The 25,226-nt window shown below is 49.9% G+C and carries 26 protein-coding genes; 14 read left to right on the top strand and 12 right to left on the bottom strand.

All coding sequences use genetic code 11. The annotated features are described in order from the left end of the window. The first annotated feature begins 239 nt into the window (after positions 1–239). The gene (locus tag JIG40_RS08575; protein WP_199465155.1) at positions 240–542 is read left to right on the top strand and encodes a YfcZ/YiiS family protein; all 303 of its coding nucleotides are present in this window, start codon (positions 240–242) and stop codon (positions 540–542) included. 156 nt (positions 543–698) lie between these two features. After that, the gene (locus JIG40_RS08570; protein ID WP_199465154.1) at positions 699–1,298 is read left to right on the top strand and encodes a hypothetical protein; all 600 of its coding nucleotides are present in this window, start codon (positions 699–701) and stop codon (positions 1,296–1,298) included. A gap of 66 nt (positions 1,299–1,364) precedes the next feature. Here JIG40_RS08570 and JIG40_RS08565 read toward each other — a convergent pair whose 3' ends face one another. Further along, positions 1,365–2,471, bottom strand: a complete 1,107-nt coding sequence (locus JIG40_RS08565) for a 1-acyl-sn-glycerol-3-phosphate acyltransferase (protein WP_199465153.1) — start codon at positions 2,469–2,471, stop codon at positions 1,365–1,367. A 249-nt stretch (positions 2,472–2,720) separates the two neighbouring features. On the opposite strand from JIG40_RS08565, the gene JIG40_RS08560 reads away from it, so the two are divergent. After that, complete coding sequence (locus tag JIG40_RS08560) at positions 2,721–3,329, top strand: AraC family transcriptional regulator (protein ID WP_158129399.1); 609 nt, start codon at positions 2,721–2,723, stop codon at positions 3,327–3,329. Between the two features lie 51 nt (positions 3,330–3,380). Here JIG40_RS08560 and JIG40_RS08555 read toward each other — a convergent pair whose 3' ends face one another. Continuing rightward, positions 3,381–5,201: a hybrid-cluster NAD(P)-dependent oxidoreductase gene (locus JIG40_RS08555; RefSeq protein WP_199465152.1), complete on the bottom strand. Its 1,821-nt coding sequence runs from the start codon at positions 5,199–5,201 to the stop codon at positions 3,381–3,383. Between the two features lie 258 nt (positions 5,202–5,459). Here JIG40_RS08555 and pyrC point away from each other — a divergent pair, with 258 nt between their 5' ends. Further along, entirely contained in the window at positions 5,460–6,488 is a 1,029-nt protein-coding gene (gene pyrC, locus JIG40_RS08550) for a dihydroorotase (RefSeq protein WP_158152316.1), read from the top strand. A gap of 96 nt (positions 6,489–6,584) precedes the next feature. Here the strand turns inward: pyrC and rlmC are convergent, their stop codons facing one another. Continuing rightward, a complete protein-coding gene (gene rlmC, locus JIG40_RS08545) occupies positions 6,585–7,718 on the bottom strand; it encodes a 23S rRNA (uracil(747)-C(5))-methyltransferase RlmC (RefSeq protein WP_199465151.1) in 1,134 nt (377 codons plus the stop codon). A 92-nt stretch (positions 7,719–7,810) separates the two neighbouring features. Continuing rightward, on the bottom strand, positions 7,811–8,719 hold the full coding sequence (locus JIG40_RS08540; protein ID WP_199465150.1) for a DUF808 domain-containing protein: 909 nt from the start codon (positions 8,717–8,719) through the stop codon (positions 7,811–7,813). Positions 8,720–8,902: 183 nt separating this feature from the next. Between JIG40_RS08540 and JIG40_RS08535 the strand changes: the two genes are divergently transcribed. Continuing rightward, positions 8,903–9,820: a M14 family metallocarboxypeptidase gene (locus JIG40_RS08535; RefSeq protein ID WP_158152319.1), complete on the top strand. Its 918-nt coding sequence runs from the start codon at positions 8,903–8,905 to the stop codon at positions 9,818–9,820. Between the two features lie 25 nt (positions 9,821–9,845). Here the strand turns inward: JIG40_RS08535 and JIG40_RS08530 are convergent, their stop codons facing one another. Further along, entirely contained in the window at positions 9,846–10,634 is a 789-nt protein-coding gene (locus JIG40_RS08530) for a helix-turn-helix transcriptional regulator (RefSeq protein ID WP_020328964.1), read from the bottom strand. A gap of 99 nt (positions 10,635–10,733) precedes the next feature. Between JIG40_RS08530 and JIG40_RS08525 the strand changes: the two genes are divergently transcribed. The 3 genes from JIG40_RS08525 to JIG40_RS08515 all read left to right on the top strand — a co-directional run bounded on the left by JIG40_RS08525 (position 10,734) and on the right by JIG40_RS08515 (position 13,429). Next, positions 10,734–11,636 (top strand): DMT family transporter, encoded by a 903-nt coding sequence (locus JIG40_RS08525; RefSeq protein ID WP_020328963.1) that lies wholly within the window; start codon positions 10,734–10,736, stop codon positions 11,634–11,636. 163 nt (positions 11,637–11,799) lie between these two features. Continuing rightward, complete coding sequence (locus JIG40_RS08520) at positions 11,800–12,561, top strand: DeoR/GlpR family transcriptional regulator (protein WP_020328962.1); 762 nt, start codon at positions 11,800–11,802, stop codon at positions 12,559–12,561. Positions 12,562–12,706: 145 nt separating this feature from the next. Further along, a complete protein-coding gene (locus JIG40_RS08515) occupies positions 12,707–13,429 on the top strand; it encodes a LuxR family transcriptional regulator (protein WP_199465149.1) in 723 nt (240 codons plus the stop codon). A 1-nt stretch (position 13,430) separates the two neighbouring features. On the opposite strand, the gene JIG40_RS08510 is transcribed toward JIG40_RS08515, so the two are convergent. Continuing rightward, entirely contained in the window at positions 13,431–14,012 is a 582-nt protein-coding gene (locus tag JIG40_RS08510) for an acyl-homoserine-lactone synthase (RefSeq protein WP_020328960.1), read from the bottom strand. 337 nt (positions 14,013–14,349) lie between these two features. On the opposite strand from JIG40_RS08510, the gene JIG40_RS08505 reads away from it, so the two are divergent. Continuing rightward, positions 14,350–14,841, top strand: a complete 492-nt coding sequence (locus JIG40_RS08505; protein WP_020328959.1) for an acyl-CoA thioesterase — start codon at positions 14,350–14,352, stop codon at positions 14,839–14,841. Between the two features lie 135 nt (positions 14,842–14,976). After that, the gene (locus JIG40_RS08500) at positions 14,977–15,228 is read left to right on the top strand and encodes a hypothetical protein (RefSeq protein ID WP_020328958.1); all 252 of its coding nucleotides are present in this window, start codon (positions 14,977–14,979) and stop codon (positions 15,226–15,228) included. Between the two features lie 338 nt (positions 15,229–15,566). Here the strand turns inward: JIG40_RS08500 and malG are convergent, their stop codons facing one another. From malG to malE, 3 genes are all read right to left on the bottom strand, one after another. Then, positions 15,567–16,457 carry a maltose ABC transporter permease MalG gene (gene malG / locus JIG40_RS08495; RefSeq protein WP_020328957.1) on the bottom strand — a complete coding sequence of 297 codons (891 nt, stop codon included), beginning with the start codon at positions 16,455–16,457 and terminating at the stop codon, positions 15,567–15,569. A gap of 14 nt (positions 16,458–16,471) precedes the next feature. Continuing rightward, positions 16,472–18,043, bottom strand: coding sequence for a maltose ABC transporter permease MalF (gene malF / locus JIG40_RS08490; RefSeq protein ID WP_024375421.1), 1,572 nt, complete (start codon positions 18,041–18,043; stop codon positions 16,472–16,474). Positions 18,044–18,122: 79 nt separating this feature from the next. Further along, the gene (gene malE, locus JIG40_RS08485; RefSeq protein WP_024375422.1) at positions 18,123–19,304 is read right to left on the bottom strand and encodes a maltose/maltodextrin ABC transporter substrate-binding protein MalE; all 1,182 of its coding nucleotides are present in this window, start codon (positions 19,302–19,304) and stop codon (positions 18,123–18,125) included. 745 nt (positions 19,305–20,049) lie between these two features. Between malE and malK the strand changes: the two genes are divergently transcribed. Beyond that, a complete protein-coding gene (malK, locus tag JIG40_RS08480) occupies positions 20,050–21,174 on the top strand; it encodes a maltose/maltodextrin ABC transporter ATP-binding protein MalK (RefSeq protein ID WP_020328952.1) in 1,125 nt (374 codons plus the stop codon). A gap of 43 nt (positions 21,175–21,217) precedes the next feature. Here the strand turns inward: malK and JIG40_RS08475 are convergent, their stop codons facing one another. The 3 genes from JIG40_RS08475 to JIG40_RS08465 all read right to left on the bottom strand — a co-directional run bounded on the left by JIG40_RS08475 (position 21,218) and on the right by JIG40_RS08465 (position 23,214). Then, entirely contained in the window at positions 21,218–21,493 is a 276-nt protein-coding gene (locus JIG40_RS08475) for a hypothetical protein (protein ID WP_199465148.1), read from the bottom strand. Between the two features lie 98 nt (positions 21,494–21,591). After that, positions 21,592–22,503, bottom strand: coding sequence for a curlin (locus JIG40_RS08470; RefSeq protein ID WP_199465147.1), 912 nt, complete (start codon positions 22,501–22,503; stop codon positions 21,592–21,594). A gap of 69 nt (positions 22,504–22,572) precedes the next feature. Next, entirely contained in the window at positions 22,573–23,214 is a 642-nt protein-coding gene (locus JIG40_RS08465) for a Minor curlin subunit CsgB (protein ID WP_020328948.1), read from the bottom strand. Positions 23,215–23,477: 263 nt separating this feature from the next. On the opposite strand from JIG40_RS08465, the gene JIG40_RS08460 reads away from it, so the two are divergent. From JIG40_RS08460 to JIG40_RS08450, 3 genes are read left to right on the top strand one after another with little or no spacing between them, the layout of a single operon-like run. Continuing rightward, entirely contained in the window at positions 23,478–23,930 is a 453-nt protein-coding gene (locus JIG40_RS08460; protein WP_075990041.1) for a CsgE family curli-type amyloid fiber assembly protein, read from the top strand. Between the two features lie 25 nt (positions 23,931–23,955). Further along, complete coding sequence (locus JIG40_RS08455; RefSeq protein WP_225869396.1) at positions 23,956–24,366, top strand: curli assembly protein CsgF; 411 nt, start codon at positions 23,956–23,958, stop codon at positions 24,364–24,366. Between the two features lie 23 nt (positions 24,367–24,389). Next, positions 24,390–25,226: a CsgG/HfaB family protein gene (locus JIG40_RS08450; RefSeq protein ID WP_154183165.1), complete on the top strand. Its 837-nt coding sequence runs from the start codon at positions 24,390–24,392 to the stop codon at positions 25,224–25,226.

The following is a 25,226-nucleotide window of genomic DNA, read 5'->3' as shown; positions in this document are numbered from 1 at the left end:
ATCCATAAGCTATAGCAATGAAATAGGTAGCATTATGCCAAAATAATGGCACCTTAACTCACAAAAAATTGACTCAAGTCACATCTATCCGTCAGATATTCGCCATTCCTCTCAATACCCTGCGTCTATTGATACAAAACATCAAACTGTTAATTGGCAGAAAAACAGCGGGGTCTGACTCTGGAATACGGTTGCATACAGGGTTAAAATGACCATAACTTTTGTAAGAGGATTATGAGATGAGTAACGAAAGCTACGTAGAAACCGAAGTGTGCGAAGCGTGTGGCGTGGCCGGTGAAATGGGCTACATCATTCGTGAAGGCGACGATGTGGCAGAAGTGTCCATTTTCGCAGATAGCCTGGAGCAACTGAACGCTGAACTCGATAAATACCTGGCTGTCGCTAAACAGGTGAATGAGAATGTACAGTACGAAGTTCTGCCACTGGCTGACAATGTAAAAGAAATGCACGCGCGCTTTAAGTTTGAAGTGAGTGCTGAAAAACTGATTTTCGAACTAAAGACCCGTTCTTTGGCGCGTTAATTACGCCGTCATTCAAACGAGATTTAACGGGCTTGATTGGCCCGTTTTTTTGTGACTTTCCCCCGACTCCTCCCGTCTTTCAAGCATTAGGCATTGAAGCAATACCCGATGCTGGCGATACTAACAGCGTTCACGTTTTGACTACCGGAAGCCGCTATGCCGCGCCTGCTGATTTGTTTGCTGCTGTTGTTACCTGGCGTTCATGCCACGGCAGAGCCTTTGGACCAATACCATATCCTGAATTATCTCGATAACTACGGAAATCTGGATTTGCGTAACAAGCCCTTTACCAGCCTGCCTGATGGGCTGGAAGTCAAAGGGAATCTGAACATCGCGAAAACCGGCATTACCCGTCTGCCCAGAGGATTGAAAGTGCAGGGCAGCCTCGATGCCACCAACAGCAAATTGGAGCGCATTCAGCGCGGCACCTATATCCGTGGTTACGCCAACCTGCTGGGTTCACAAATCAAAAACTGGCCTGCCGGGGTCAATGTCGGCGGCTATATCAATCTTACTGACACGCCGCTGACTAAACTGCCACCACGCCTGACCGTCAAAGGCGATCTGAGCGTGATTCGTACCCCGCTGACTGAACTTCCTGAAGGACTGGTCGTGCAGGGTAGTCTGTTTATCGGCGGTTCCAAAATTACCACGTTTCCCGATACGATGACGGTGAACGGCAACATCTATCTGGGCGGCAATCAAATTACCAAGTGGCCGACCACACTGACTCTGGGCGGAGCGGTCGCTCGTTAATATCACCGCGCAGCCATAAAAAAAGAGAAGCCGAAGCTTCTCTTTTTTGTGTCCGAATGGATACCGTTACTTGCGGTTACGCACCGGGTTTGCGTAGCTATCGAGCAGATAGGCATGCGCCCCTTCTGGTAGCTGCGCGAGTTTCTCATTCAGTTTGGCACGCACAGCTGGCGTGATATCTTCACTCTCTTCGCCCGCTGCCAGCAGGTTAATTGGATAAAGCTGGTAGTTTTCATGAATTTGGCGATCAATCTCATCGGCCAGCGCTTCCGGCGTTTCGAACGTTTGATCAATCACACTACCAAACGCGACATGCACACGGCCTTTATCACCTACGATACCTTGAATGATGCTCTCGATATCTTCAAATTCCGCTTTCTCGTATTTACCGTGTGTTGCCTTCTCGTACAGTTCACGTGCTTTTGCAATGTCACACGGGTCATTTTCATACGCGATAGAGACAGGCACGATTCTCAGCGACTTAACGTAGTCCGCAAACTCCATCTTTTGCTTACGACCTTCCACGTGGAACATCTTCAGAATCGCAGGATCGGTAAAATCGTTACCATCTTTCGCACGGCCCTCTTTCTGCGCAATCCAGATTGAGTTGCCCGTGTCGAGCGAATGCTTGATATAGCCAGATAAAGTGCCCAGCGCCTTCATCATTTCACGCGGGCCTTTGGCTGAACGTTTCACGATAAAGCTTTTGTTCAGTTTCATCAGTTCTGTCGCACAGGGCTTTTTCAGCAGGTTGTCACCGATAGCAATACGCACGGTGCGGTGACCCGTAATGTGCAGGCCATAGTTAACCAGCGCCGGATCCATCGCGATGTCCCGGTGGTTGGAAACAAACAGATACGCGGTGTTCTTGTCGAGTTGGTTCAGGCCACTGTAGGTCACGCCGCGTGTGGTGTGCTCCAGTGTCTGGTCGAGATATTTCTTCACTTCCAGCTGAATGGCTTCGACGGAGGTCAGCTTGGCCCATTTGAATTTCAGATAGGCTTTAACAAAAGGTCCCATCAGAGATTTTAGCCAAGACGGCTGGCGCTCAAACCGGTGCTGCAAAATGGCAGCGATAAACTCTTCGTCATTGATCAGACGATCAATGGCCGCAGGAATCTCATCGTCATCGTAAGGACGAATTTCTACAAAAGGATCAGTTGTTGATGTCATATATTTATACGTCAAATAAAAAGCTGGACTATTCTACGCATACTCACAGAGCGTCGCAGCTATCGTTACCACATAATTTACAAGGTCAGACCAGCTTAGAACAAAAAGGTTTCCGTACTTGCATAATCTACGCTTATCTCAATGCAACCCATTGAATAATGCATTGAACGTGCCTGTTTTCATCGAGATATTTGGCTTTTATCAGTGAAAGCGGTAACCTTAGCGCCCCAAATTATCAAGAGGCCATCCATGAACTACGCTATTCAGTCAGAAACGTGCTTATTTCCCTATTTAGAAGCCACGTCTCGCAAACGTGCGACCAAGCATAGTTTGATTCATGTAGATCAAGGACTGGTGCTGGTAAAACTCGGTAAACAGGAATACGCCGTTGAGCCTAATCAGGCCGTGTGGATCCCACTGGATTGCCTGTGCTCGCTGACTTTCTTTCCTAATACCCAAATTAGCCGCATCGATTTTTCAGTGCGTCTGCGTGACACTTTCCCGCATCAGGCAGGCCTGGTACAACATAGTGCACTCAGTCTGGCTGTGCTGGAGCGTTTACGCCACAGCAAGCGCGAGGACGAAGTGTATCCGCATTTGCTGCAAGTACTAAAAACAGAAGTGCAAAACTTTGAACCCAAACTGAGAGTGACACCATTTACTCAGGCGCTGGCCAGTTGGTCTGCGACACAACACAGTGGGATCAGCAAAGAGCAGCATTTGGTTTTGTTGGTAAGAGAAGCGATGAAACGCCGTTTGTCCGGTGGCAAAGAAGACGCGATTGTGACGGAGCTATTTGCCGGAAATCAAGCGCAGTATCAGCAAATGTGCCAACTGGTGATGGGCGATGCCCAATAAGAACAACTCATAAAAAAACACCTCCCGGCGGGAGGTGTTTTTTTATTGCGATTAGTCCACCACTTCGATATCGGTTTCCGGAATACAACAGCAAGCCAGCACAACGCCCATATTGCGCTCATGCTCTTGCAGCGCGGGCACATCTGGCTGGTGCACCAAACCCGATTCGACAGTCACTTTACACGAACCACAGAAGCCTGCTCGGCAACTGCTCGCAATCGCGATACCTGCTGCTTCCGCCTGTTCCAGCAGCGTCGTCTGGTTGTTGCCTTCAAACACATTGCCGTTGACACTCAGTTGCAGCGCCTTGAACTCTTTCGGTGCGGTTTGAGCAACCCCAAACGCCTCCTGATGATAGGCAGCTTCCGGCAGCCCCTGCTTCAGCAACAGGCTTTTCGCCTTCTGCATAAAACCATCCGGGCCACACACAAATACCTGACGCGAAGCCACATCTTTGACCTGCTTAAGGTGAGAGAGTGAAAAACGGCCTTTGAGGCCAAACCAATCCAGCGGTGGCTGCGTGAGTGAGATGAACACTTTCAGGCCATCAAATTCACGGTTGAGCTGTTCCAGCTCTTCACGTACCGGAATGTCTTCCACCGAGCGGCACTGATGATAGAACACCACATCGCTCATTTGCTGATGGTCCGCCAGATAACGCAGCATTGACAGCATCGGCGTCACCCCACTACCCGCAGAGAGCAGCAACAATGGCTGTTGGTGCTGCTCTTTTTCAAGACGGAAACTGCCGTCAGGCAACTGAGTGGAGAGCGTATCGCCCACCTGCAGATTTTGCGCCAGCCAGTTGGAAACGCGTCCGCCGTCAATACGTTTCACTGAAATCGCCAAACGTCCCGGACGTGACGGGCTGGAAGATAAGGTGTAGCGGCGAGCAACATTTTCGCCATTCACCACCACTTCAATCGGCAGATGCTGACCCGGCTGGTAACTCGGCGCCATACCGTGCTGTGGTTCGAGCCAGAAAGTGACAAAATCACGGGCGATCTCTTCGCGTTCCACGCACGTCATCAGATAGTGGCTCTGACCATTGTCGGCGTAGAACTCTTTTTCTTTGTATTCCAGCACTTCCACCACATCGCCAGTGCGGATCATGCCTTCATTCTTCGCCACCAAATTCTGGCCGAAGAATACGCCGCCTCGTTCATTGGCGCGGAACTGGGACAGCGTTCTGAGCGGTTCTTTCGTCGGGCGGAATTCACCTTTCTTCACATCGACCGTAGTCAGTATGCAGCGTTCGCAAGGTTTCACCGCTTCAAACTCAACGTCACCGATACGAATGCGCTTCCAGCTGTCTTCGCCAAACGGTTCAGTCCCCGACACCACTAAGTTGGTGCGAAACTGATCCATGCTGTGCTGTTCCGGACTACGACGATTGAGTTCTTGCAGCGAGCCTTCACTGATCACCAGCAGCGGGTAACCGTCGGCAAAGCTGACATTGCCACCGACTTTCTCGCGCACACGGTTGGATTGCTCGCCGCTGAACAGCAGCTCAACACGTTGCCCCAATACCGTACTGAACCAGTCATCGGCTTCATCGGTGGTGGTGTAAGCGGTGAAGTTGTCGCTCCAAACCTGAGCCGGCGCTTCCTGCATTTTAAAGTCTTGATAACGCAGTTTGAGCGGAGACAGTCCCTCAGCGGCGAAAATCAGGCCATCTGGGGCCAATGTTGAGCGCACCTTAACCATTCCCGGATACTTACGCGCCGTCACCATGCTGCCATCAGCCAGTGCCACCATAAAACGGCGGTCAAACATCAAACCCTGTTTTTCTACCCATGCATTGGACAGGGCGATACCACCGACAGATTTGACCGGATAAACGTTAATTTGAGAAAGATGAGCTGACGACATTGCAATTCCTTACGCACAATTATTATCCAGCGATGATAAAGCAAAATTGGCCCAACGACTAATGCGAGTGCATATCCTTAGCAATCAGCGCAGAATAAACTGGCCAAAATGGCGATTTGGGGAGAATTTCAAAGAAAAGGGTGAAATGCCCCCCCTTTTCCTCTATCATCCTGTCGCCTAAACGGAAGCGTTTGCGCAAGACAATTCGCTGGCCGTTCAGGCTCCAATCACTCAACGCATTCATGGTGGGAGCAATTCATGACAACTCTAACGATCACACGTCCTGACGACTGGCACGTTCACCTTCGCGATGGCGAAGTTCTGACTGACACCGTGCGCGATATCAGCCGTTACAACGGACGCGCGCTAATCATGCCAAATACTGTCCCACCGGTTACCACGACGGAAATGGCGCTGGCTTACCGCGAACGCATCATGGCGGCGCAGCCTCAAGGCCAGTTTGATCCACAAATGTCGCTCTATCTGACTGACAACACCTCACCAGAAGAGATTCGCAAAGCCAAAGCTTCTGGCGCCGTTGTTGCCGCGAAACTTTACCCTGCAGGTGCCACCACCAACTCTGATTCAGGTGTGACTTCAGCGAAAAACATCTATCCGGTACTGCAGGCAATGCAGGAAGAAGGCATGTTGCTGCTGGTTCACGGTGAAGTGACCGCGCACGACATCGATATTTTCGACCGTGAAAAGACGTTCTTAGAGACCGTGCTGGCGCCAATCGTCAACGATTTCCCAAATCTGAAAATCGTGCTGGAACATATCACCACCGCAGAAGCCGTCGAATTTGTAAAAAATGCAGGCGACAACGTTGCCGCGACCATTACCGCTCATCACTTGCTGTTTAACCGCAACCACATGCTGGTTGGCGGCATTCGTCCACACTTCTACTGCTTACCCATTCTGAAACGTGCCACGCACCAGCACGCGCTGGTTGCAGCCGCGACGTCAGGTAGCAAGAAGTTCTTCCTTGGCACTGACTCTGCGCCACACGCGAAAGGCAAAAAAGAAGCTGCTTGTGGCTGTGCGGGTTCTTACACCGCGCACGCCGCACTGGAACTGTACGCTGAAGTGTTTGAGCAGGAAGGTAAGTTGGATCAACTGGAAGCGTTTGCCAGCCACAACGGTCCGGATTTCTATGGTCTGCCACGCAATAGCGATACCGTTACCCTGACCAAACAGGCATGGGATGTACCAGCGTCGATGCCATTTGGCGGCGAGACTATCGTGCCGATTCGCGCTGGCGAACAAGTGCAGTGGACAGTGAAATAATCCGTTGAACCACAATGCTATTGGCTAACTAACAACGCGTTCAGCTGAATGACAAGCACAAAAAAGGAGAGGTTAACCTCTCCTTTTTAATACTTTTCAGATATTACGTTCAAGCAACACCAACACTTCAGCATGATCAGTATGCGGGAACATATCGAACCATTGCAGCTTCACACTGCGATAATCGCTGAGTTGTTCCATATCGCTTTTCATCGTCAGCGGATTACAGCTTGAGTAGATGATGTGTTTTGGCGCCAGCATCGCAAGCTGCTTCGTCAGCGCTTGACCTAAGCCGCGGCGAGGCGGATTGACCAACACCAGATCAGGCGCGGCATCCTGCCCTAATGAAAACTGCGCAGAGTCGAGTGCGGCAAAGCTGAGGTTATCGATCCCCATCGCACTGGCTGAACGCTTGGCACTGGCAATGGCTTCAGGTTCAATCTCAATGCCGGTTACCGCCGTGCTGGGTGATGCACAATGCAGCGCAAAACCACCCACGCCACAAAACAGGTCCCACATGTGCGCAGGATCCAGCTCACGCACCCACTGACGTGCGGTCTCATACAACGATGCCGCCACCTGCGGGTTGGTTTGGAAAAAGCTTTTCGGACGAATCACCATCGGTACATCGTTGAACTGCTCCATCAGCACTTGCGTGTCGGTGAGAAAGATCTCTTCATCGCCCTCAAGCCTTGCCATGTGCACGGGCTGAATATTGACCGACACGACTTCAATCGCCGGAAACGCCTCCAGCAATGCAGGCAGATTGCGTTCAATACGTGGCAGAACATCCTTGCTGCGGCTGACAAAACGCAGCATAAACTGACCGCTGTGCTCGCTACGTGTGAGTAAGATGAATTTGAGTTCGCCCTTTTTCTTGGCTTTGTTGTAGGGCGGAATCCCAGCAATGCGAATCCAGTGCTGCAGATACTCCAACAGCGCTTGAGTTGGTGCCGGATAGAGTGGGCACTGAGTCAGTGACAGCGCTTCTCCGTCAAGTTGGCTTTCAATCCCCAGAATCGGCGCATGAGCCGCGCCAAGCACGACCATTTTGGCCTTATTGCGAAACGCCGTCTCTTCACTCAGCATGGGCGGCAGCCATTGCTGCGGCGCGAGATCGACCAGCAGATCTTTGAGGTGGGTATCTTTGATCTCAACCTGAGAAACGTAGGGTGTCGCGCAGTGCGTACACGAGGTGCAGCGCTGCTGTTCAAAGAATTCACAATGCATAAATGGTGACTGCCGGAGAAAGAAAAGCGCTAGTCTATTCCTTCACTGACAAATCACCATTGAGATAATTTATTGTCACGATAATTAAAATTTTAATTTCCGCGCACTTTATGAACAACTTCCATGACCGCGACGATCACCAGTCCGGCGACGACACCGATCAAGCCGTTCAACAACGTAGGCACCAGTGAGCTCACCAGCGACAGATTCGGTAAGTCCATCAGCACAGGCTCAATCCAGTGATGAATCACCGGAACGTTGTGAACCACAATGCCTCCGCCGACCAGGAACATCGCTGCCGTACCGACCACCGTCAGTCCTTTCATCAATTTGGGAGCAAAGCTGACCAGCGCACTGCCAAGGCGTGCGCGCAGCCCTTCACCTTTGGACTTACGTTCAAGATAAAACCCGAGATCGTCCAGTTTCACGATGCCGGCCACCAGCCCATAAACACCCGCGGTCATAATGACTGCAATCAGGCTCACGACCACAATTTGCGTCAGCATCTCTTTGCCCTGCACCGTTCCCAGCGCAATCACAATGATTTCGGCAGAAAGAATAAAGTCGGTGCGTATCGCACCTTTAATTTTCTTCTGCTCATACTCTTCCACATTCACCTGGCTCAGCTCTTCCATGGCCTCTTCCGGCTTTTTCTCGGGCTGAGAGTGAAACAATTTTTCCAGTACCTTCTCCGCACCTTCAAAGCAGAGAAACAAGCCGCCAAGCAGCAACAGCGGCATAATCAGCCACGGAGCAATCGAACTGATGATCAGCGCCGCCGGAACCAGAATTAATTTATTGCGGAACGAGCCTTTCGCGACCGCCCAGACAACCGGGATCTCTCGCTCCGCGGCCACACCGGAAACCTGCTGCGCATTCAGAGCCAAGTCATCCCCCAGCACGCCTGCGGTTTTCTTCGCCGCCACTTTCGACATCACTGCGACATCATCAAGCACCGTCGCTATATCATCTAACAGAGTCAGTAAACTCGCACCCGCCATGAATATTCTCTTTATATCTTATCATCAGTTCATTGAGACAAAATGTAACACTAACCCGGTGATTCCGTTAGTCATCACGAAAAGAAAAACGGCCGGAGGGATGATTTATGCTCCTGCCGCCAGTTGCGCCGGCAGCAGAGTGAGATTACCCTGCTTACTCTCTTATGCTTAACAGGGAAAGTCATGAACTCTGCTTACACCTACCCAATCGGTACTCCAGGCCAAAAATGGGGTAACGCTGAGCGCCAGGCCTGGCGCGCGCAAACCACCATCAAACGTGAATATCAACAAGAAGTGGTCCCGAAAATCCAGGCTCTTAGCCAATCATTCAATGTCGAACAGTATGGCGCGCTCTCTTACGATGCAGCCCGTTATCCGCTGTTTTGTCTTAAAACACGCGACTGGCAAGACGATAAACCGACGATTTTGATCACTGGCGGCGTACACGGCTACGAAACCAGCGGTGTCCACGGCGCACTGAAGTTTCTTACGACGGAAGCCAAACGCTACGAAACGCATTTCAATATCGTGGCGGCGCCATGCATCAGCCCGTGGGGTTACGAGACGATCAACCGCTGGAACCCAAATGCAATTGATCCGAATCGTTCGTTTTATGCCGATACTCCGGCTGAAGAATCCGCCAATCTGATGGCGTTAGTGGCGACACTGCCAAACGTATTGATGCACATTGACCTGCACGAAACCACTGACACTGACGAAAGTGAATTTCGTCCGGCGCTGGCAGCACGTGACGGGATTATCTTTGAAGAAGGCTCGATTCCGGACGGCTTTTATACCGTTGGTGACACCGCAAACCCACAACCAGAGTTTCAGGCGGCCATCATCGCTTCCGTGCGCAAAGTGACCCACATTGCGCCTGCCGATGACAACGGTGAAATCATCGGTTCTGAAGTGGTTCAGGATGGCGTGATTCTTTATCCGATGAAAGAGCTCGGCCTTTGTGGCGGCGTAACGGATTGCGTTTACGGTTCAACCACCGAAGTCTACCCAGACAGCCCGAAAGTCACGGCTGAAGAGTGCAATGACGCGCAAGTTGCCGCCATCATCGGCGCGCTCGACTACGTACTCGAACAGATCTGATTGCCGGCAAAGCTGAAGGCTTGAACTACAGCAATCGGTTCTTATACTGCTCCGGGGTCTGCCCGGAGTATTTTTTGAACATCGCAATGTACGGACTGGCTTGGTTATAACCCAGCGTCAGCGCCACCTCTTTCACCGAATGACCATTGCGCAGCAGATCCATCGAATAAAGATAACGTACGCGCAGCCGCCACTCGGTAAAACTCATCCCCAGCTCCGCCTGACAATGTCTGGCCAATGTTCTTTCGGTGGTATGCACCCGCTCCGCCCACTGCTGCAAACTGGTGTCATCGGTCGGGTTCTCTTCCACTGCCGCAAGAATCGGTGCCAGATATTTATTATTGCTGGATGGCAGAAAATGGTGCTGCGTTTCGCGCGTTGCCAGTTGATCGAGCAACACCTGCACCAAACGCAGATCCTGCGGCGTTTCTGCCACACTGATTTCCCGTTGACGAAAATCATCAATGATCGCGGAGACGATCGGGGTCACCTTGATCAGGCTGGTTTTACTCGGAAACGCCGTGGTCATCGCCGCCGCGATATTGAGTGAACAATATTCGATCGGTTTGCGGTTATAGCTGCGGTGACGAATCCCCGCAGGCACCCAGATCGCCAGATGCGGCGGAGCGAGAAAACGGGTGTCTTCGGCTTCCATTTCCAGGATCCCGCCGGAAATCAGCTGTACCTGTCCCCAAGGATGGCTATGTTCGCGCGTTTCAGTATTGGAAAGAAACGCTTCGAAATTCATAAACACATCGGATGGTGCCTGCTCAATTGATAAGGATGGGTGAAGGTTTCTGGCGCGTTTTTTCAAACTTGTCTTCCTATCGCTCGCAATGTCGTTTTAGAGATATATGTAATTATATAGACCTGTCAAACTACTTTCCAACACGCAAATTGAGACGAGGCGCACATGATTTATCTCCTTCCACTGTTTACTGTGCTGATTTGGGGCGGTAACGCCATCGTCAATAAAATTGCATCGACCACCATCGAACCCAGCGCGATGAGCTTCTATCGCTGGTTTCTTGCCATGTTGCTGCTGACTCCTTTCTGCTTGCCTGCGGTCATTCGTCAGCGTCACATTATCAAACCCTATCTTGCCAAACTGGCCTTTCTGGCACTGCTGGGCATGGTGCTGAACCAGTCATTGGGTTACTACGCCGGGCTGACGACCACCGCGTCCAATATGTCGCTGATTTCTTCTCTGGTACCACTGATGAGCGTCTTCATCAGCGTGCCGCTGCTCAACAAACGTATTTCCGGTTTGAGTATCGTCGGTGGCGTGATTTCACTTTCAGGTCTGACATTTATGCTCGGTCAGGGCGACGTGCTGTTCTTCCTGAATCAGGATGTCACACAAGGCGATGGACTTATGGTATTGGCGGCATTGGTTTACGCCCTGTACTGTGTGCTGCTCAAACGCTGGAAAATGCCATTGAGCAACTGGACGCTGATTTATCTGCAAGGGATGTGCGCGGTGGTGATGCTGGTTCCGCTGTGGCTGACCAGTGAACATATTTTGCCAACCGATGGTTCGCTACCGCTGATCGCGTATGCGGGTATTGGCGCATCGCTGTTGGCGCCTTGGATGTGGGTTAAAGCGATCGACGCGATTGGGGCGGACTCGACCGCCATGTTCATGAACCTATTGCCTGTAGTGTCTGTCACTCTGGCGGCCTGGCTGCTCGATGAACGTATTCATGTTTATCATCTGATTGGTGGCTTGATGGTGATCAGCGGTGTCATATTGTCTCAGATGAAAAGCCGTCGTGTTCGAATCATGGAACCAATCGAAAAGGCACCCCAGGCGTAAGCATCGAAATGCGCATAAATGTAAACATTGGCATCCTTATATGTTCGTTTTATGTGAAACGAAGCTTAAAACGAGCAGTAATGCTGCAAAAGTCACGCTAGTCGATTGAATTTAGTGCGCTAAACCGTACACTTGCACTACTTCAATGTATAAGGACATGCCAGTGAAAGCGGTAAAACGCCATCAAGAAATCATCGAATTAGTTCAGGCTCAGGGCTTTGTCAGCACCGATGAGTTGGTCGAACGATTCAATGTCAGTCCACAAACAATTCGACGTGATCTGAATGAACTTGCCGATGCGAACAAATTGCGCCGCAACCACGGCGGTGCGACCATCACCACCAGTTCAGAAAACTCTTCTTACCATACCCGTCAGGTCACCTCGCAAAGCGAAAAAGAGAAAGTCGCTGCCGCATTGGTGAAACACATTCCTGATGGGGCGACGCTGTTTATCGACATCGGCACCACACCAGAAGCCATCGCCCGTGCGCTGATGGACGAGCACCACAATCTGCGTATCGTCACCAACAACATTAACGTTGCAACCATTCTGATGGCGAAACCCGATTTCAGTATCATTCTTGCGGGTGGCGAAGTGCGCAATAAAGATGGCGGCGTAACCGGTGAAGCCACGCTGGATTTCATCTCTCAGTTTCGCCTCGATTTTGGCATTCTTGGTATCAGTGGCATCGATTACGATGGCTCGCTGCTTGATTTTGACTACCACGAAGTACGCGTAAAACGCGCGATCATCGAAAACAGCCGCTGTGTGTTCCTCGCTGTTGACCACAGCAAATTCGGCCGTAATGCCATGGTTAAACTGGGTACGCTTGCCGATGTGGATCTCATCATCACCGATCAACCGCCACCAAAAGAGATCGCCAGCTTTGCGAAAGAACACGAAGTGACCATTCAGGTGGCCTGATAAGAAAGCGCGAAACTCGCGCTTTCTTTCGTTTATCAGCGTTTACAGCAAGTAATCCGGACTGAAAACAAATGTCATCTTGCCTTTCACGCTTATCTGATATAAATATCACTATCTGATTATTGTTATTAGATTATTGCCCTTTATGCAGAAAATTCTCCGTCTTATTCAAGAAAACCAACAAATTACCAGCTATGAAGGTTTGGAGAACATGCTGTCGGCGCTCAATAACATCATCGACCACGAATACTTCCTGTTTGGACTGTCGCTGCAGCCGACGCTGACCACCAACGAAACGCTCATCACCGATAACTATCCGGCCAGTTGGCGTCAGCAATACGATGAAGCTGGCTTCATGCACGTCGACCCTATTGTGCAGTACAGCATGACCAACTTTCTGCCGATTCAGTGGTCCCACATTCCACGCTTGAGCGGCAAAGCGAATGAAATGTTTGAAGAGGCGCGGATCAATGGCCTCAAAGAAGGGTTTTCGATTCCGGTACACGGATTACGCGGTGAATTCGGAATGCTGAGCTTTGCCACCTCAGACATCCGTCACTATGAGCTGAACAGCGAAGCGATTCAGACCTCGCAGTTGATCATTCCGCTCCTGTCGCACAACATTCACAACATTGCCCGTTGCCATAAAGACGCCGCGCCGCGCGCGGAGCTGACGGCTCGTGAAACCCAATGCCTGACCTGGGCCGCAGAAGGGAAAAGTGCCTGGGAGATCGCCAAGATCATCGATACCTCAGAGCGTACAGTGAAATTCCATATTTCCAACGCATGTAAAAAGCTTGGCGCGACGAATCGCTACCAAGCTATCACTAAAGCCATTTTAGGTGGCTACATTAATCCTTACGTCTGAATCAGGCCCCCACGCTGTCTCGGTAACGTTCATTCATTGGAATAAGCAGTGCGACTGAGCGGGTATCACCCAACATATGGACCTGCTGATCGCCGACCCGCTCACACGGAATACCCAAACGTTTGATCAGTTTTTCCACTCCGGTCGATGTCACCGTTACGTAGCGTTCAATCCCCTGACTCTGCGCATGGTGGTACAGCGACTGGAACATCTTCATCGTGACATTGCTGACCCCACCCGACTGAGCAGAAAACTCCTTATCGACCGCAAAGCGACTGAGTTCATAGATACGCTCACCTTGCGGTGCCTGAACGTCGCCCAGAAGCTCGGGAAAGGTATCTTTGAGCATGTAGCTCTGTGTGGTCGGCAGAATGCGCCAGCAGCCAATCAGGTGCCCTTCATCGCCTTTGGCATAGAGGTAGTGGGCTCTCGGGATATCGTACTCATCGCTCTCCAACCCCTGATGGGTTTCAAGCTCCCAGTGCAAACGTTCCGAAAACACTTTGTAGCGCAGTTTCAGCAACGCTCGGTAATCCTGAGCAGGTACAGTGGTGAATTGATAACTATGGATTGAGATACTCATCGGACTTCTCCTTTTTGTTGAGGGAGAAATCACGCTAAACAATCTCTTAGGTGACGAAACCTGTCCGATCGAACAGTTACGCAGTGACTTTGATTACATTATTATCAAGCCAACTGAATTACTAGCAATCAGTTGGCTTAAAAAATCAGGTACGGCAGATTTATAAAATAATTCGTACCCTTCCGACATGGCCCCTTTTGCATCACGCAAAAGGGGTTTTTTCTTGCCTGAAATACCGAATCAAAAACAAAATGAACAAAATATTGCGATTAAGTTATAGATTCGTTATTAGTACTGCTAATTCCCCTGTCCGTGTCAAACAATGAAGGAACAGCCAATGAGCAGTGGCAAACGTGATATTACTCTGCGCTTTTTAGCAGAGCCTGGTGATGTAAATTTTGGTGGTAAAGTTCATGGCGGCGCCGTGATGAAATGGATCGACCTGGCAGCCTACGCCTGTTCTGCCGCATGGAGTGGTAAATACTGCATTACGGCTTATGCTGGCGGTATTCGCTTTGTGGCACCGATCCACGTTGGCAACCTGGTCGAAGTCAGCGCGAAGGTCATTTATACCGGTAAAACCTCAATGCACATTGCGATCGACGTGCAAGCATGCGACCCGAAAGAGCTGAAAAATCGCCTGACCACTCACTGCATCGTCATCATGGTGGCGGTGGATGAAAACGGCAAACCGACGGCCGTTCCTGAATGGATTCCGACCAGCGATGAAGACATTGCCCTGCGCAATTCTGCCGTGCGGTTGATGAACATGCGCACCGAAATCGGTGAAGAGATGGAAGCGCACGTCAAATACCTCAAAGCGAAATAACCCCTTTGCGCCGCAGTCATTCACTGCGGCGTTTTCTCTCTTCTGTCATCTTTGTCATCGAACCTTCATTTTTCTCTGCTTTAATGCCCGATTAACAGGCAAACGTGTGCCTGAAAGGACAGAGAAAACACACCAATGGCATTAACCCTCAGCGATATCACGCTCAGTGAAACTACTTTAACCAACCCAAAAGCTGTCGAGTATCAGTGGGTACGAACCATGTATGTCGAAGGCTACCAGCCAACGGAGATTAACCATTACATCAAGGCATGCTTTGGCGGCGATGAGACGTTTGCTGATCTGTTTCGTAAAGTCGCGCTGCAACAAGAGAGCCTGTATGTACTGTTGCAATACATAGGGTGTGCGCCATCCAGTCGTGAGTTCTGATTTTTCTGTATTGATAGAACGCATTGCAACAACAATTCAGATCTCGCTCGCACTCCCATCCGACACCCCTTTTGTCCCTGTTTGCCCGCTATATACTGGCTCGCGTTACCGAATGGTCTGCGAGTACACCTTAATTGCCATAAACGACAGACATAAAAAAACCTGAGCTATGCTCAGGTTTTGGTTACAAAAACTGTTAGTCGTTGATAGTAAGGAATAGAGCTAACAGCCAGCTATGCGTAACGCCAGAATTTGCACCCTTCTTAACTGATCGGCGGCCAAACCAAAAGTGTTAAGGGGATACAAAATGGGCGACCTCTCGGTCGCCCTTATCGTTGTTATCCTTTGACACCGCCAGCCGTCAGTCCTCCGACCAACCAGCGCTGCGCAAGCAGGAATACGATAGTGATAGGTAATGCAGACAAGACTGCCGCTGCCGCGAAGTCGCCCCACAAGTAGTTTTGAGGGTATAAATACTGCTGCATACCAACCGCAAGTGTGTACGAGTTTACATCAGAAAGTAGCAAAGATGCTACAGGAACTTCACCCACCACCATGATAAACGACAGGATGAATACCACCGCCAGAATTGGCACAGACAGCGGTAACAATACCAGTTTGAACGCTTGCCATGGGGTTGCGCCATCCAGCGCTGCCGCTTCTTCCAACGAATTATCGATGGTTTCGAAGTAACCTTTGATCGTCCATACATGCAGTGCGATACCGCCCAGGTAAGAGAAGATCAAACCGCCATGCGTGTTCAGCCCCAGGAACGGAATGTACTGCCCCAGTTTGTCAAACAGCGCGTAGATAGCCACCAGTGCCAGAACCGCAGGGAACATCTGGAAAATCATCATCGCTTTCAGGATGGTCTCTTTGCCTTTGAAACGCATACGGGCGAAAGCATAAGCCGATGTGGTCGACAGCGACACGATCAGCACCGATGAAATCGCCGCGATCTTCACTGAGTTCCACAGCCAGGTCAGTACCGGGAACGGCGGTGGTGTTACACTGCCATCGGCGTTCGTGACCGAGAAGCCCAGCGCCAGTTTCCAGTGTTCCAGAGACGGATTATCCGGAATGATGCTACCCGTTGCGAAGTTACCTTCACGGAATGAGATAGCGACAATCATCAGTAACGGGAAGATGATGAGCGCCAAAAATGTGCACAGTGCGATGTGTGATGCCCACACACGGTATTTGAGCGATTTGCCTTGAACCATTGCCATCGTCGTCGCTCCTCTTAATTCTGACTGACTTTAGTGAAACGTAGGTTGAGCAGCGCCAGAGCGCCCACCAACAAGAAGATCAGGGTTGCGATAGCACTTGCCAGACCAAAGTCCTGACCACCAGCACCTTCAAACGCGATACGGTAGGTGTAGCTCACCAATAGGTCGGTGTAACCCGCTGGCTCAGACGTACCAATCATGTTCGGACCACCCGCTGTCAACAACTGAATCATAACGAAGTTATTGAAGTTAAAGGCAAAGCTTGCAATCAACAGCGGTGTCAATGGTTTGATCATCAGTGGCAGAGTGATCTTAGTGAAGTTCTGCACGAAGTTGGCGCCGTCAATCGCGGAGGCTTCGTATAAGTCATCCGGAATGGCTTTCAGCAGACCCATACACAGAATCATCATGTAAGGGAAACCCAGCCAAGTGTTGACGATCATCACCATGCTTTTCGCCAGGAACGGATCCGAGAACCATGCAGGGCTGATACCAAACAACGCTTGCAGCACCATGTTGATTTCACCAAAGCTCTGGTTAAACAGACCTTTAAAGATCAGAATCGAGATAAATGCCGGTACCGCGTAAGGCAGAATCAGTAGCACACGGTACACAGAACGGCCTTTCAGCTCTTCCCACTGCACCACACTCGCCAACACCAGACCGATGATCAGAGTGAAGATCACCGTCAGTACCGAGAACACCACCGTCCAGATGAAGATGCTGATGAACGGTTCTTTGATACCATCATCTTTCCACACACGTTCAAAGTTGTGCGTACCGATGGAAACGATGAAGCCCGGAGAGACAGTGTTACCGACAAACTGACCATTCTCATCAATCGGTTGGTAGAAACCCACTTCCATGTTCGGACGCAGCGTCTCACCCGACTGGTTGTTGACCAGTGTTTCACCATCTTCCTGCAGCGTATACAGCGGAACCACCGCCGCAAATTTGCGCAGTCCGCTCATGCGAATGTCGTCACCCGACGGGAAGTGCAGATCCAAGCTGCCCAACGCATTGCGGTTACTGATGATGGTTTTGATTGGCTCTTTGTCACCGCTCATTGCGTCTACCGGAGCCAAGTCGAGATCCGACGGCACACTGGTGATAGAGAAAGGCTGAGTCGCGTACAACGTCTCACCGTCTTCAATGGAGATACGGTAACCTTCATCGGTGCTGTAGAGATTGAATGGGTAGCTTTCCCCACTTTGGAACGTTCGGTCCATCAGGACAGATTGAGCACGTTCAAAGGAAAGCTGGTTCTTCGCGCTGTAGTTGGTAAACGCCAGGTTCACCGTATAGGCTAAAGGAAACAGGATGAATAGGATCATCCCGGCGATACCTGGATAGATATAACGATGCGCGTAAGTTTTCTTACTGCCGAAAATGTAGAGAGCAAGAGCAGTAAGGATAAGGGTCAGCAAGGCAAACGCCAGCTCACCGCGGGAATACATTAGAATCGTTGCATAGCCATTCACGATACCCACTGCGCCTAATACGGCCCATTTGATGAATGCGCGCTTGTTGGCCGGAAGTGTCGTTGCTGGTGCTGACATCGCCTCTGTACCTTGAATTGACTGCATAGAACAACCTGCTAGCGAAATAAAAACTTAGAAAGTAAGGAGAGGTTGCCCCCTCCTCAAAAGATAGACGAAAGTGTGCTTACTTTGTCATTTGTTTTTCTGCATCTGCCAGAGCGGCATCTACAGTCTGGCGGCCATCAACGATGTTGATGATTGCGTTTTTCGCTGCGCCCCAGAACGCGTTCATTTGTGGAATGTTCGGCATGATTTCGCCGTTCATTGCGTTGTCCATGGTCGCTGCGATACGAGCATCTGAATCCAGTTCACGTTGGAAAGAGTTCAGAGCAACCGCGCCCAGTGGTTTGTCGTTGTTCATCGCACGCAGACCATCGTTGGTCAGCAAGTAGTTTTCGATGAACTCTACAGCCAGATCTTTGTTTGGAGAAGCGGTGCTGATACCAGCAGTCAGTACGCCTACGAATGGTTTAGAAGACTGACCGTTGAATTTAGGCAGAGTGGTGACACCGTAGTTGATACCTGATTTATCAATGTTGCTCCAAGACCAAGGACCGTTGATGGTCATGGCTGTGTTGCCTTTGTTGAATTCAGCTTCAGACACTGAGTAGTCCATATCCGCAGAAATCACGCCTTTATCAACCAGGCCTTTCACGAAGTTCATCGCTTCTTTCACGCCTTTCTTGTCGATACCCGCGTCTTTCACGTCGTAACCGTCAGACGTGTATTTGAATGCGTAACCGCCATCAGCCGCCATCAGTGGCCAAGTGAAGTACGGTTCTTTCAGGTTCCACATGATCGCTGATTTGCCGTCTTTTTTCAGTTTTTCATTCAGAGCAGCCACTTCTTCCCAGCTTTTCGGTGGGTTTGGAACCAGATCTTTGTTGTAAATCAGAGACAGAGATTCAACCGCGATTGGGTAACCGATCAGTTTGCCGTTGTATTTCACTGCATCCCAAGCGAAATCTACGATGCCGTCTTTTACTTTTTGTGACGGTTTGATTTCAGTCAGCAGACCCGCTTCTGCGTAACCACCAAAACGGTCATGAGCCCAGAACACGATATCAGGACCATCACCAGTGGCAGCTGTTTGAGGGAACTTGTCCTGAAGTGCATCAGGGTGAGCAACTGTCACTTTAATACCTGTGTCAGCTTCAAACTTTTTACCCACCTCAGCCAGACCGTTGTAACCTTTGTCACCGTTGATCCAGATAGTAAGTTGTCCTTCTTGAATAGCAGCGTGTGCACCAAACGAACCAAGAGCAACCAAAGTACTTAGCGCTACAGTGCTTAGGGCGTTTTTCATGTTCATATCCTTTTTATTAGTGTTGTAGGGCTCACCAGATGAGGTTTCGCCGTATTTCGCCATATATCATCAGAAAAAACGGGCACTTCCTCATCCTCCTACTCCCTACGCCCTTTGCATTATGGCGTATTTTCGTGATCTCTATCGTCCAGAGTTCGAGAGAACAGTCACAAAAAAAACATGGTTTGTGATCAACCTCAAGTTCATGGCAATCAATAATTTGAACTGGATCTAACTCGGCGTTTTTACCCCTCCTCCACCTCCTCCTTTTCTACTCCCCCTGCAAAAAAAGTGATTAGGAGGATGTATTGATAGTTCACTTTACGGAAACTAAGCACATCCAAGAGTGGATGGTAAGAACCCTTTCCAGTATGTCAGATTGTACTGGCTTGCATCGCCGAATTGGTTTGCTGTCACAGATCGTGCGTTCGTGGTAATTATTGTACGGGGGAGACGCGCATCTGTGCCGGGGGAAGCAAACCGATTCTTGGCTTTGATGGGTGATGCTTTCTTCAGACCCTTTGTCTGAAGACATCACCCTTTCTTTTCTTGCCTGCCAGCTCTTCGATAGACAAACATAAAACGGTGTGCGGCACGGCCGCAGAAATCAGACACGCTCATCTGAGTGTGGATTCACCTAAAAACGTATTCCTACTGTTATTGCCTGTAAGTCATTTTTTTATAAGAAATTTCATATAATGAAGGGCAGTAATCATTAAAAAATCTTGATCCGAGGACGAGCTAGATGGCGAGTGTCACGTTAAAAAATGTATGTAAAGCTTACGGCGATGTGCTGATTTCCAAGAATGTCGATCTGGACATCAAAGAAGGCGAATTTGTGGTCTTCGTTGGCCCGTCAGGCTGTGGTAAATCAACCCTTCTGCGCTGCATTGCCGGCCTGGAAGACATCACCTCCGGCGATCTGTTCATCGGCGAAGAACGCATGAACGACATCGAACCGTCCAAACGTGGCGTCGGCATGGTGTTCCAGTCTTACGCGCTTTACCCTCACCTCAATCTGTACGATAACATGTCGTTTGGCCTGAAACTGGCCAAAGCCGACAAGAGTGAAATCAGCAAACGTGTAGAACACGCTGCCGATATTCTTCAGCTCAGCCACCTGCTGGATCGTCAACCTAAAGCGCTATCCGGCGGTCAGCGTCAGCGTGTGGCTATCGGCCGTACTCTGGTTTCTCAACCGAATGTATTCCTGCTGGACGAACCGCTGTCTAACCTTGATGCGGCGCTGCGTGTGCAGATGCGTTCTGAAATCACCAAGCTGCAACGCAAACTGGGTTGCACCATGATCTACGTTACCCACGACCAGGTGGAAGCGATGACCATGGCAGACAAGATTGTGGTGCTGGATGCCGGTTTTGTTTCGCAAGTGGGTAAACCACTTGAACTGTACCACTACCCGCAAAACCGCTTTGTGGCGGGCTTTATCGGTTCACCGAAGATGAACTTCATGAGCGTGACTGTTGATGAAGCAGAGAAAGAGCGCGTGAAAGTGCGCCTGTCCAACGGCTTCTCGTTCTGGATTCCGGTGGATGGCACAACGGTCACTCCGGGATCTCGCATGTCGCTGGGTGTTCGTCCTGAGCATTTGGTGGAAGCAGACGAAGGTGATGCACGCATCGAAGGCAAAGTGATGATCGTAGAGAAACTGGGTAACGAAACTCAGGTATACATGAACGTGAAAGGTTCGGACTCAGACATCATCTACCGCCAGCCAGATACTCTGGATATTGAAGTCAGTGATACCCTGACCATCGGTATTCCGGCGCACCGCTGCCACCTGTTCCACAGTGATGGCCGCGCATGTCAGCGCATGTTCAAAGAAAAAGGCGTTGAGTTTAGCGACGCGTAATCCGTCACCAACCGCAAAATAACACAACGGCCTCTTAACTCAGTTAAGGGGCCGTTTTACATTGTTCGCCAAGCGCTATCGTTTCGCTTTCGCCTTTCTCATCACCCGCCGTCAGCTCGACTGGCAACTGCTCTGCGCTCAGTCCGAGATTAAGCGTGGTCTGTCCTTGCAGGCGATGCAAAATGCGGCTGCCAGAGACCGATTCAACCCGCACCGAACCGGAGAAATCCGGCTGGCTGACCAACGTTAACCGCAGTTTCTGGTCATCCCCGTAGGTGCAGGCAATGTGAATTTTGCCATTCAACAATGAGGTTTCCATTACCACCTCCTTCTTTGCGGCACTCAACGGCGACGCAAGAAAAAAAGCGGCGCAGAGCGCCGCTGTATACAAGGTTTTCATAGCCAAACCTGATGTTGTTAGTACTGTGCAATATTCACAGTATTTGAGTTGCTGCCAACCAGGCTCACGTTCGCAACGTCACCAGAAGTTTGCAGAACAGAGATACTGTTCGCGTTACTCCAGTTAACATAAACGTTCGCTTCTGAGTTGAAGCCAGTTTGAGTTACGTAGATATCGTTGTCAGAGCTGTGCATCACGTCAATGTCAGCATCGTTGGAAACGCCAGTTTGCGCCACACCAATGGTGTTGTCGTCCGCGTACATCACATCGACATCCAGATTGTTAGCCGAACCGTTTTGAGTAAAGGTCACATCATTGCCAAAACCGCTGTCGATCAGAACATCCGCCACGTTGTTGTCGCCAACCACAGTCCCTGTCACTGTGCTGCCGTCAGCCCAATCCAGCACAACATCAACATCGTTCGAATTGCCGTACGAAGCCAGCGTGACGGTGCTGTCGTCGGTGCCGTGTTTCAACGTGACATCCGCGGTGTTGTGTGCGCCATTCTGCACCACACTGACGGTGTCATTGTCGTAAGAATAAGCGTGATGGTTGAAATTCTCAGTGCTGATGTTGGCTTCATTCGACACACCAGACTGGTCGATAGAGAAGTCTGCGTTATCAGCACCCAGTGCCGTAATGGTGCCTTCGTTACCAAAACCACGCTGAGTCACCGCTAGCGTTGAATCTTCTACCACAGCCGCATCAATTTGCGCATCGTTCTGACCGCCAAACTGATAAATCGTCAGCGTGTTGTCTGAAGAGAAACCAGAATTGATCACCGCATCGTTACCCTGGAAAGGAGAGACCTGAGTGATCGACACATCTGAATCGTCAGTCAGGAAAAGGTTAGCGGTTGCATTATTGTTTGCCAGGGCGCTACCAGACGCCAACGCAGCTGCGATAAATAGAGCTAGTTTTGTTTTCATGACAATTTCCTTTATATCATATTGTTACATTTGAATAGACATGCATCGATATATCGTTCGCTATGATGATTAATATTGCGTAACAAATACATTGATACCTGAGCCCCCAATTATCGCAACGTAGTCATTACCATTTTGACTGATGCCATAATTAGAACCTCCATTATCGACAAGATAAGCCTGATTATTGTTACCACGTTGATTAATACTCATGGAACTTCCGGAACCGTTTTGAATAATCGCGGCAATATTGTAATTACCGTTTTGATTTATCCACGCATTATTGGAATAACCATGTTGGCCAATAAATGCTTCATTTCCTGTTCCGGTTTGAGTAACCAACGCAATATTCTCAGAACCGCCTTGCCAGATTCTCGCCTCACTTCCTCGGCTGTTTTGCTGGACAACTTTGGCTTTGTTGCCTGTCAATCCACTCAACTGCTGAATTGACACTCGGCCTCCAATGGCATTTTCCATTTCCACTTCGGCATAATTATCGGCGGTCACAATGTCTTCCAATTCATTGAAAGTACTCAAATCACCAATACCGTTGCCAAAACCACCCATGGATGAATCACCATAACCGATAGCAATCAAATCATGACCCGAATGTCCTGGGCGCTGGGCCGACCAAGCGACACCAGCAGAGACGATTGCCAGAGCGATCAACATAAACAACTTCATGACGTAGGCAGTAATACGGTTGGACATATTTCCTCCCTGACGTAAAGAACTGTGTGTTCTCGAAGAAATAGATTAATAGGGATAATTGCTTTTCACCATCAACTTTAAATTAATATTGATAAGTAAATTTTTATTATTTAGTTGTCTTGTAAACAAGCATATATCCGCATTTAGTATTAGAGGAGTTTTATTCAAACTAACACTTTGGTTTATTTCAAAAACTTTTAATTAAAACTAACATTAAGCCATTGTCAGACGCTTATTTACCTATGGTAATTTCAATGAAAAATATGAGTGTCGTATATGCATTCTCTTTAAGTTTCCTGCTTACTTCAGCAAGTGTGTCCGCCAGTCAGGAAGACTCAGGAAAGCTGGAAAATAACCAACAGCTGGAGAATAACGAGCCACTGAATCTGAACGATATCGATGGGCTGATCATCGACCGCACGATGACCCGCTTTGGCAATAATTTTTACACCGAGTTTTCCCGCTACATCAACGATCAACACGAGGACCTAAAAGAGAACCTCACCGTAAAAGAGCGGGCAACGGCCTCTCAGGGCAGCATTATCAGCGTTTGGCATGCGCAGAAGCTGGTGTATCGCACCACCTTATCGCCGGGTGCCCGTCAGGCGCAGGAGAAAGCCAAGGCCGCGGCGGACATAGTAAGAACTTACTTAACACGTTGGAAAATCCAACGTTTGTATTCGGATACTTTTGACCTTGCTCATGACGAGCTGTGAAAGTAGCGACAGAAAGGACACTGAGATGAATAAGCACACGAACCGAAAAATCTGCTCCGCATTGAGCTTGGTCTTCGCCCTCAGCGGTGGGGGATTGCTCGCCTCCCCCGCCTTGGGCTCGGCGCTGGTGTATGAACCCGTCAACCCGACCTTTGGCGGTAATCCGCTCAATACCACGCACCTGTTCAACCGCGCCGAAGCGATCAACGATTATGAAGCCGATGATGACAGCAGCAGCTCCTCTTCGCTGCTTTCCTCATTAACTTCAACCCTGCAATCCAGACTGATCAGCCAACTGCTGTCATCCGGTGAGGCGGGCAGTATTGAAACCGATGATTACTCCATCATCGTGACCGATAACGACGGTTCGATGACGATTTCCATCATCGACAAATCCACCGGCGAATCGACATCCATTGAAGTATCCGGGCTATAAGCAACCAACAGGGACAACAAAAAATGAAAAAATGGATGCTGCTGATACTGGTGCTCGCCATCGGTGGTTGCTCAAACTCTATGTCTATTCCTGATGCGGACGAGGCGCCGACCCTGACGCCACGTGGCCCTACCTACAACGATCTGACCAAACTGCCTCTGCCGAAAGGCAAGATTCAGGTGTCGGTGTACGATTTTCGTGATCAGACCGGGCAATACAAATCCTCACCCAACAGTAGCTTTTCAACGGCAGTCACTCAGGGCGGTACCTCGATGCTGACCACCGCGCTGATGGACTCGGGCTGGTTTTTGCCACTGGAACGGGAAGGACTACAAAACCTGCTGACTGAACGCAAAATCATTCGCGCAGCGCAGAAAAAAGATGAATCGCCCAGCAACATCGGCGACGATTTGCCCGCGCTGAAGGCGGCCAATCTGGTGATTGAAGGCGGCATTATTGGTTATGAATCAGACATGAAATCCGGCGGCAGCGGGATCGGCTATCTAGGCATCGCGACTTATGGCGAATACCGAATGGATCAGGTCACCGTCAACCTGCGTGCTGTCGATGTGCGTACCGGCCAAATTGTATTAAGCGTCACCACCAGCAAAACCATTTTTTCCCATGAAATTTCCGCGAGTGTGTTTCGCTATATCGCCTATCAGGACTTGTTAGAACTGGAATCGGGCTACACCAATAATGAACCGGTTAACGTGGCGATTATGTCCGCCATCGATTCCGCCGTCATCCATATGGTGGTTGATGGCATCAGGCGTGGCTTATGGCAACCCGCAGATAAAGCCCAGCTGAACAACCCCGTGCTTAAGCGCTATGCGGGACAGACGATTGAAATTCTGTAA

The sequence above is a fragment of the Vibrio sp. bablab_jr001 genome, assembly GCF_016464285.1.
Classification (GTDB): Bacteria; Pseudomonadota; Gammaproteobacteria; order Enterobacterales; family Vibrionaceae; genus Vibrio; species Vibrio fluvialis.
The sequence above is the reverse complement of the archived record's forward strand: the minus strand, read 5'-3'. Positions and strand labels throughout refer to the sequence as shown.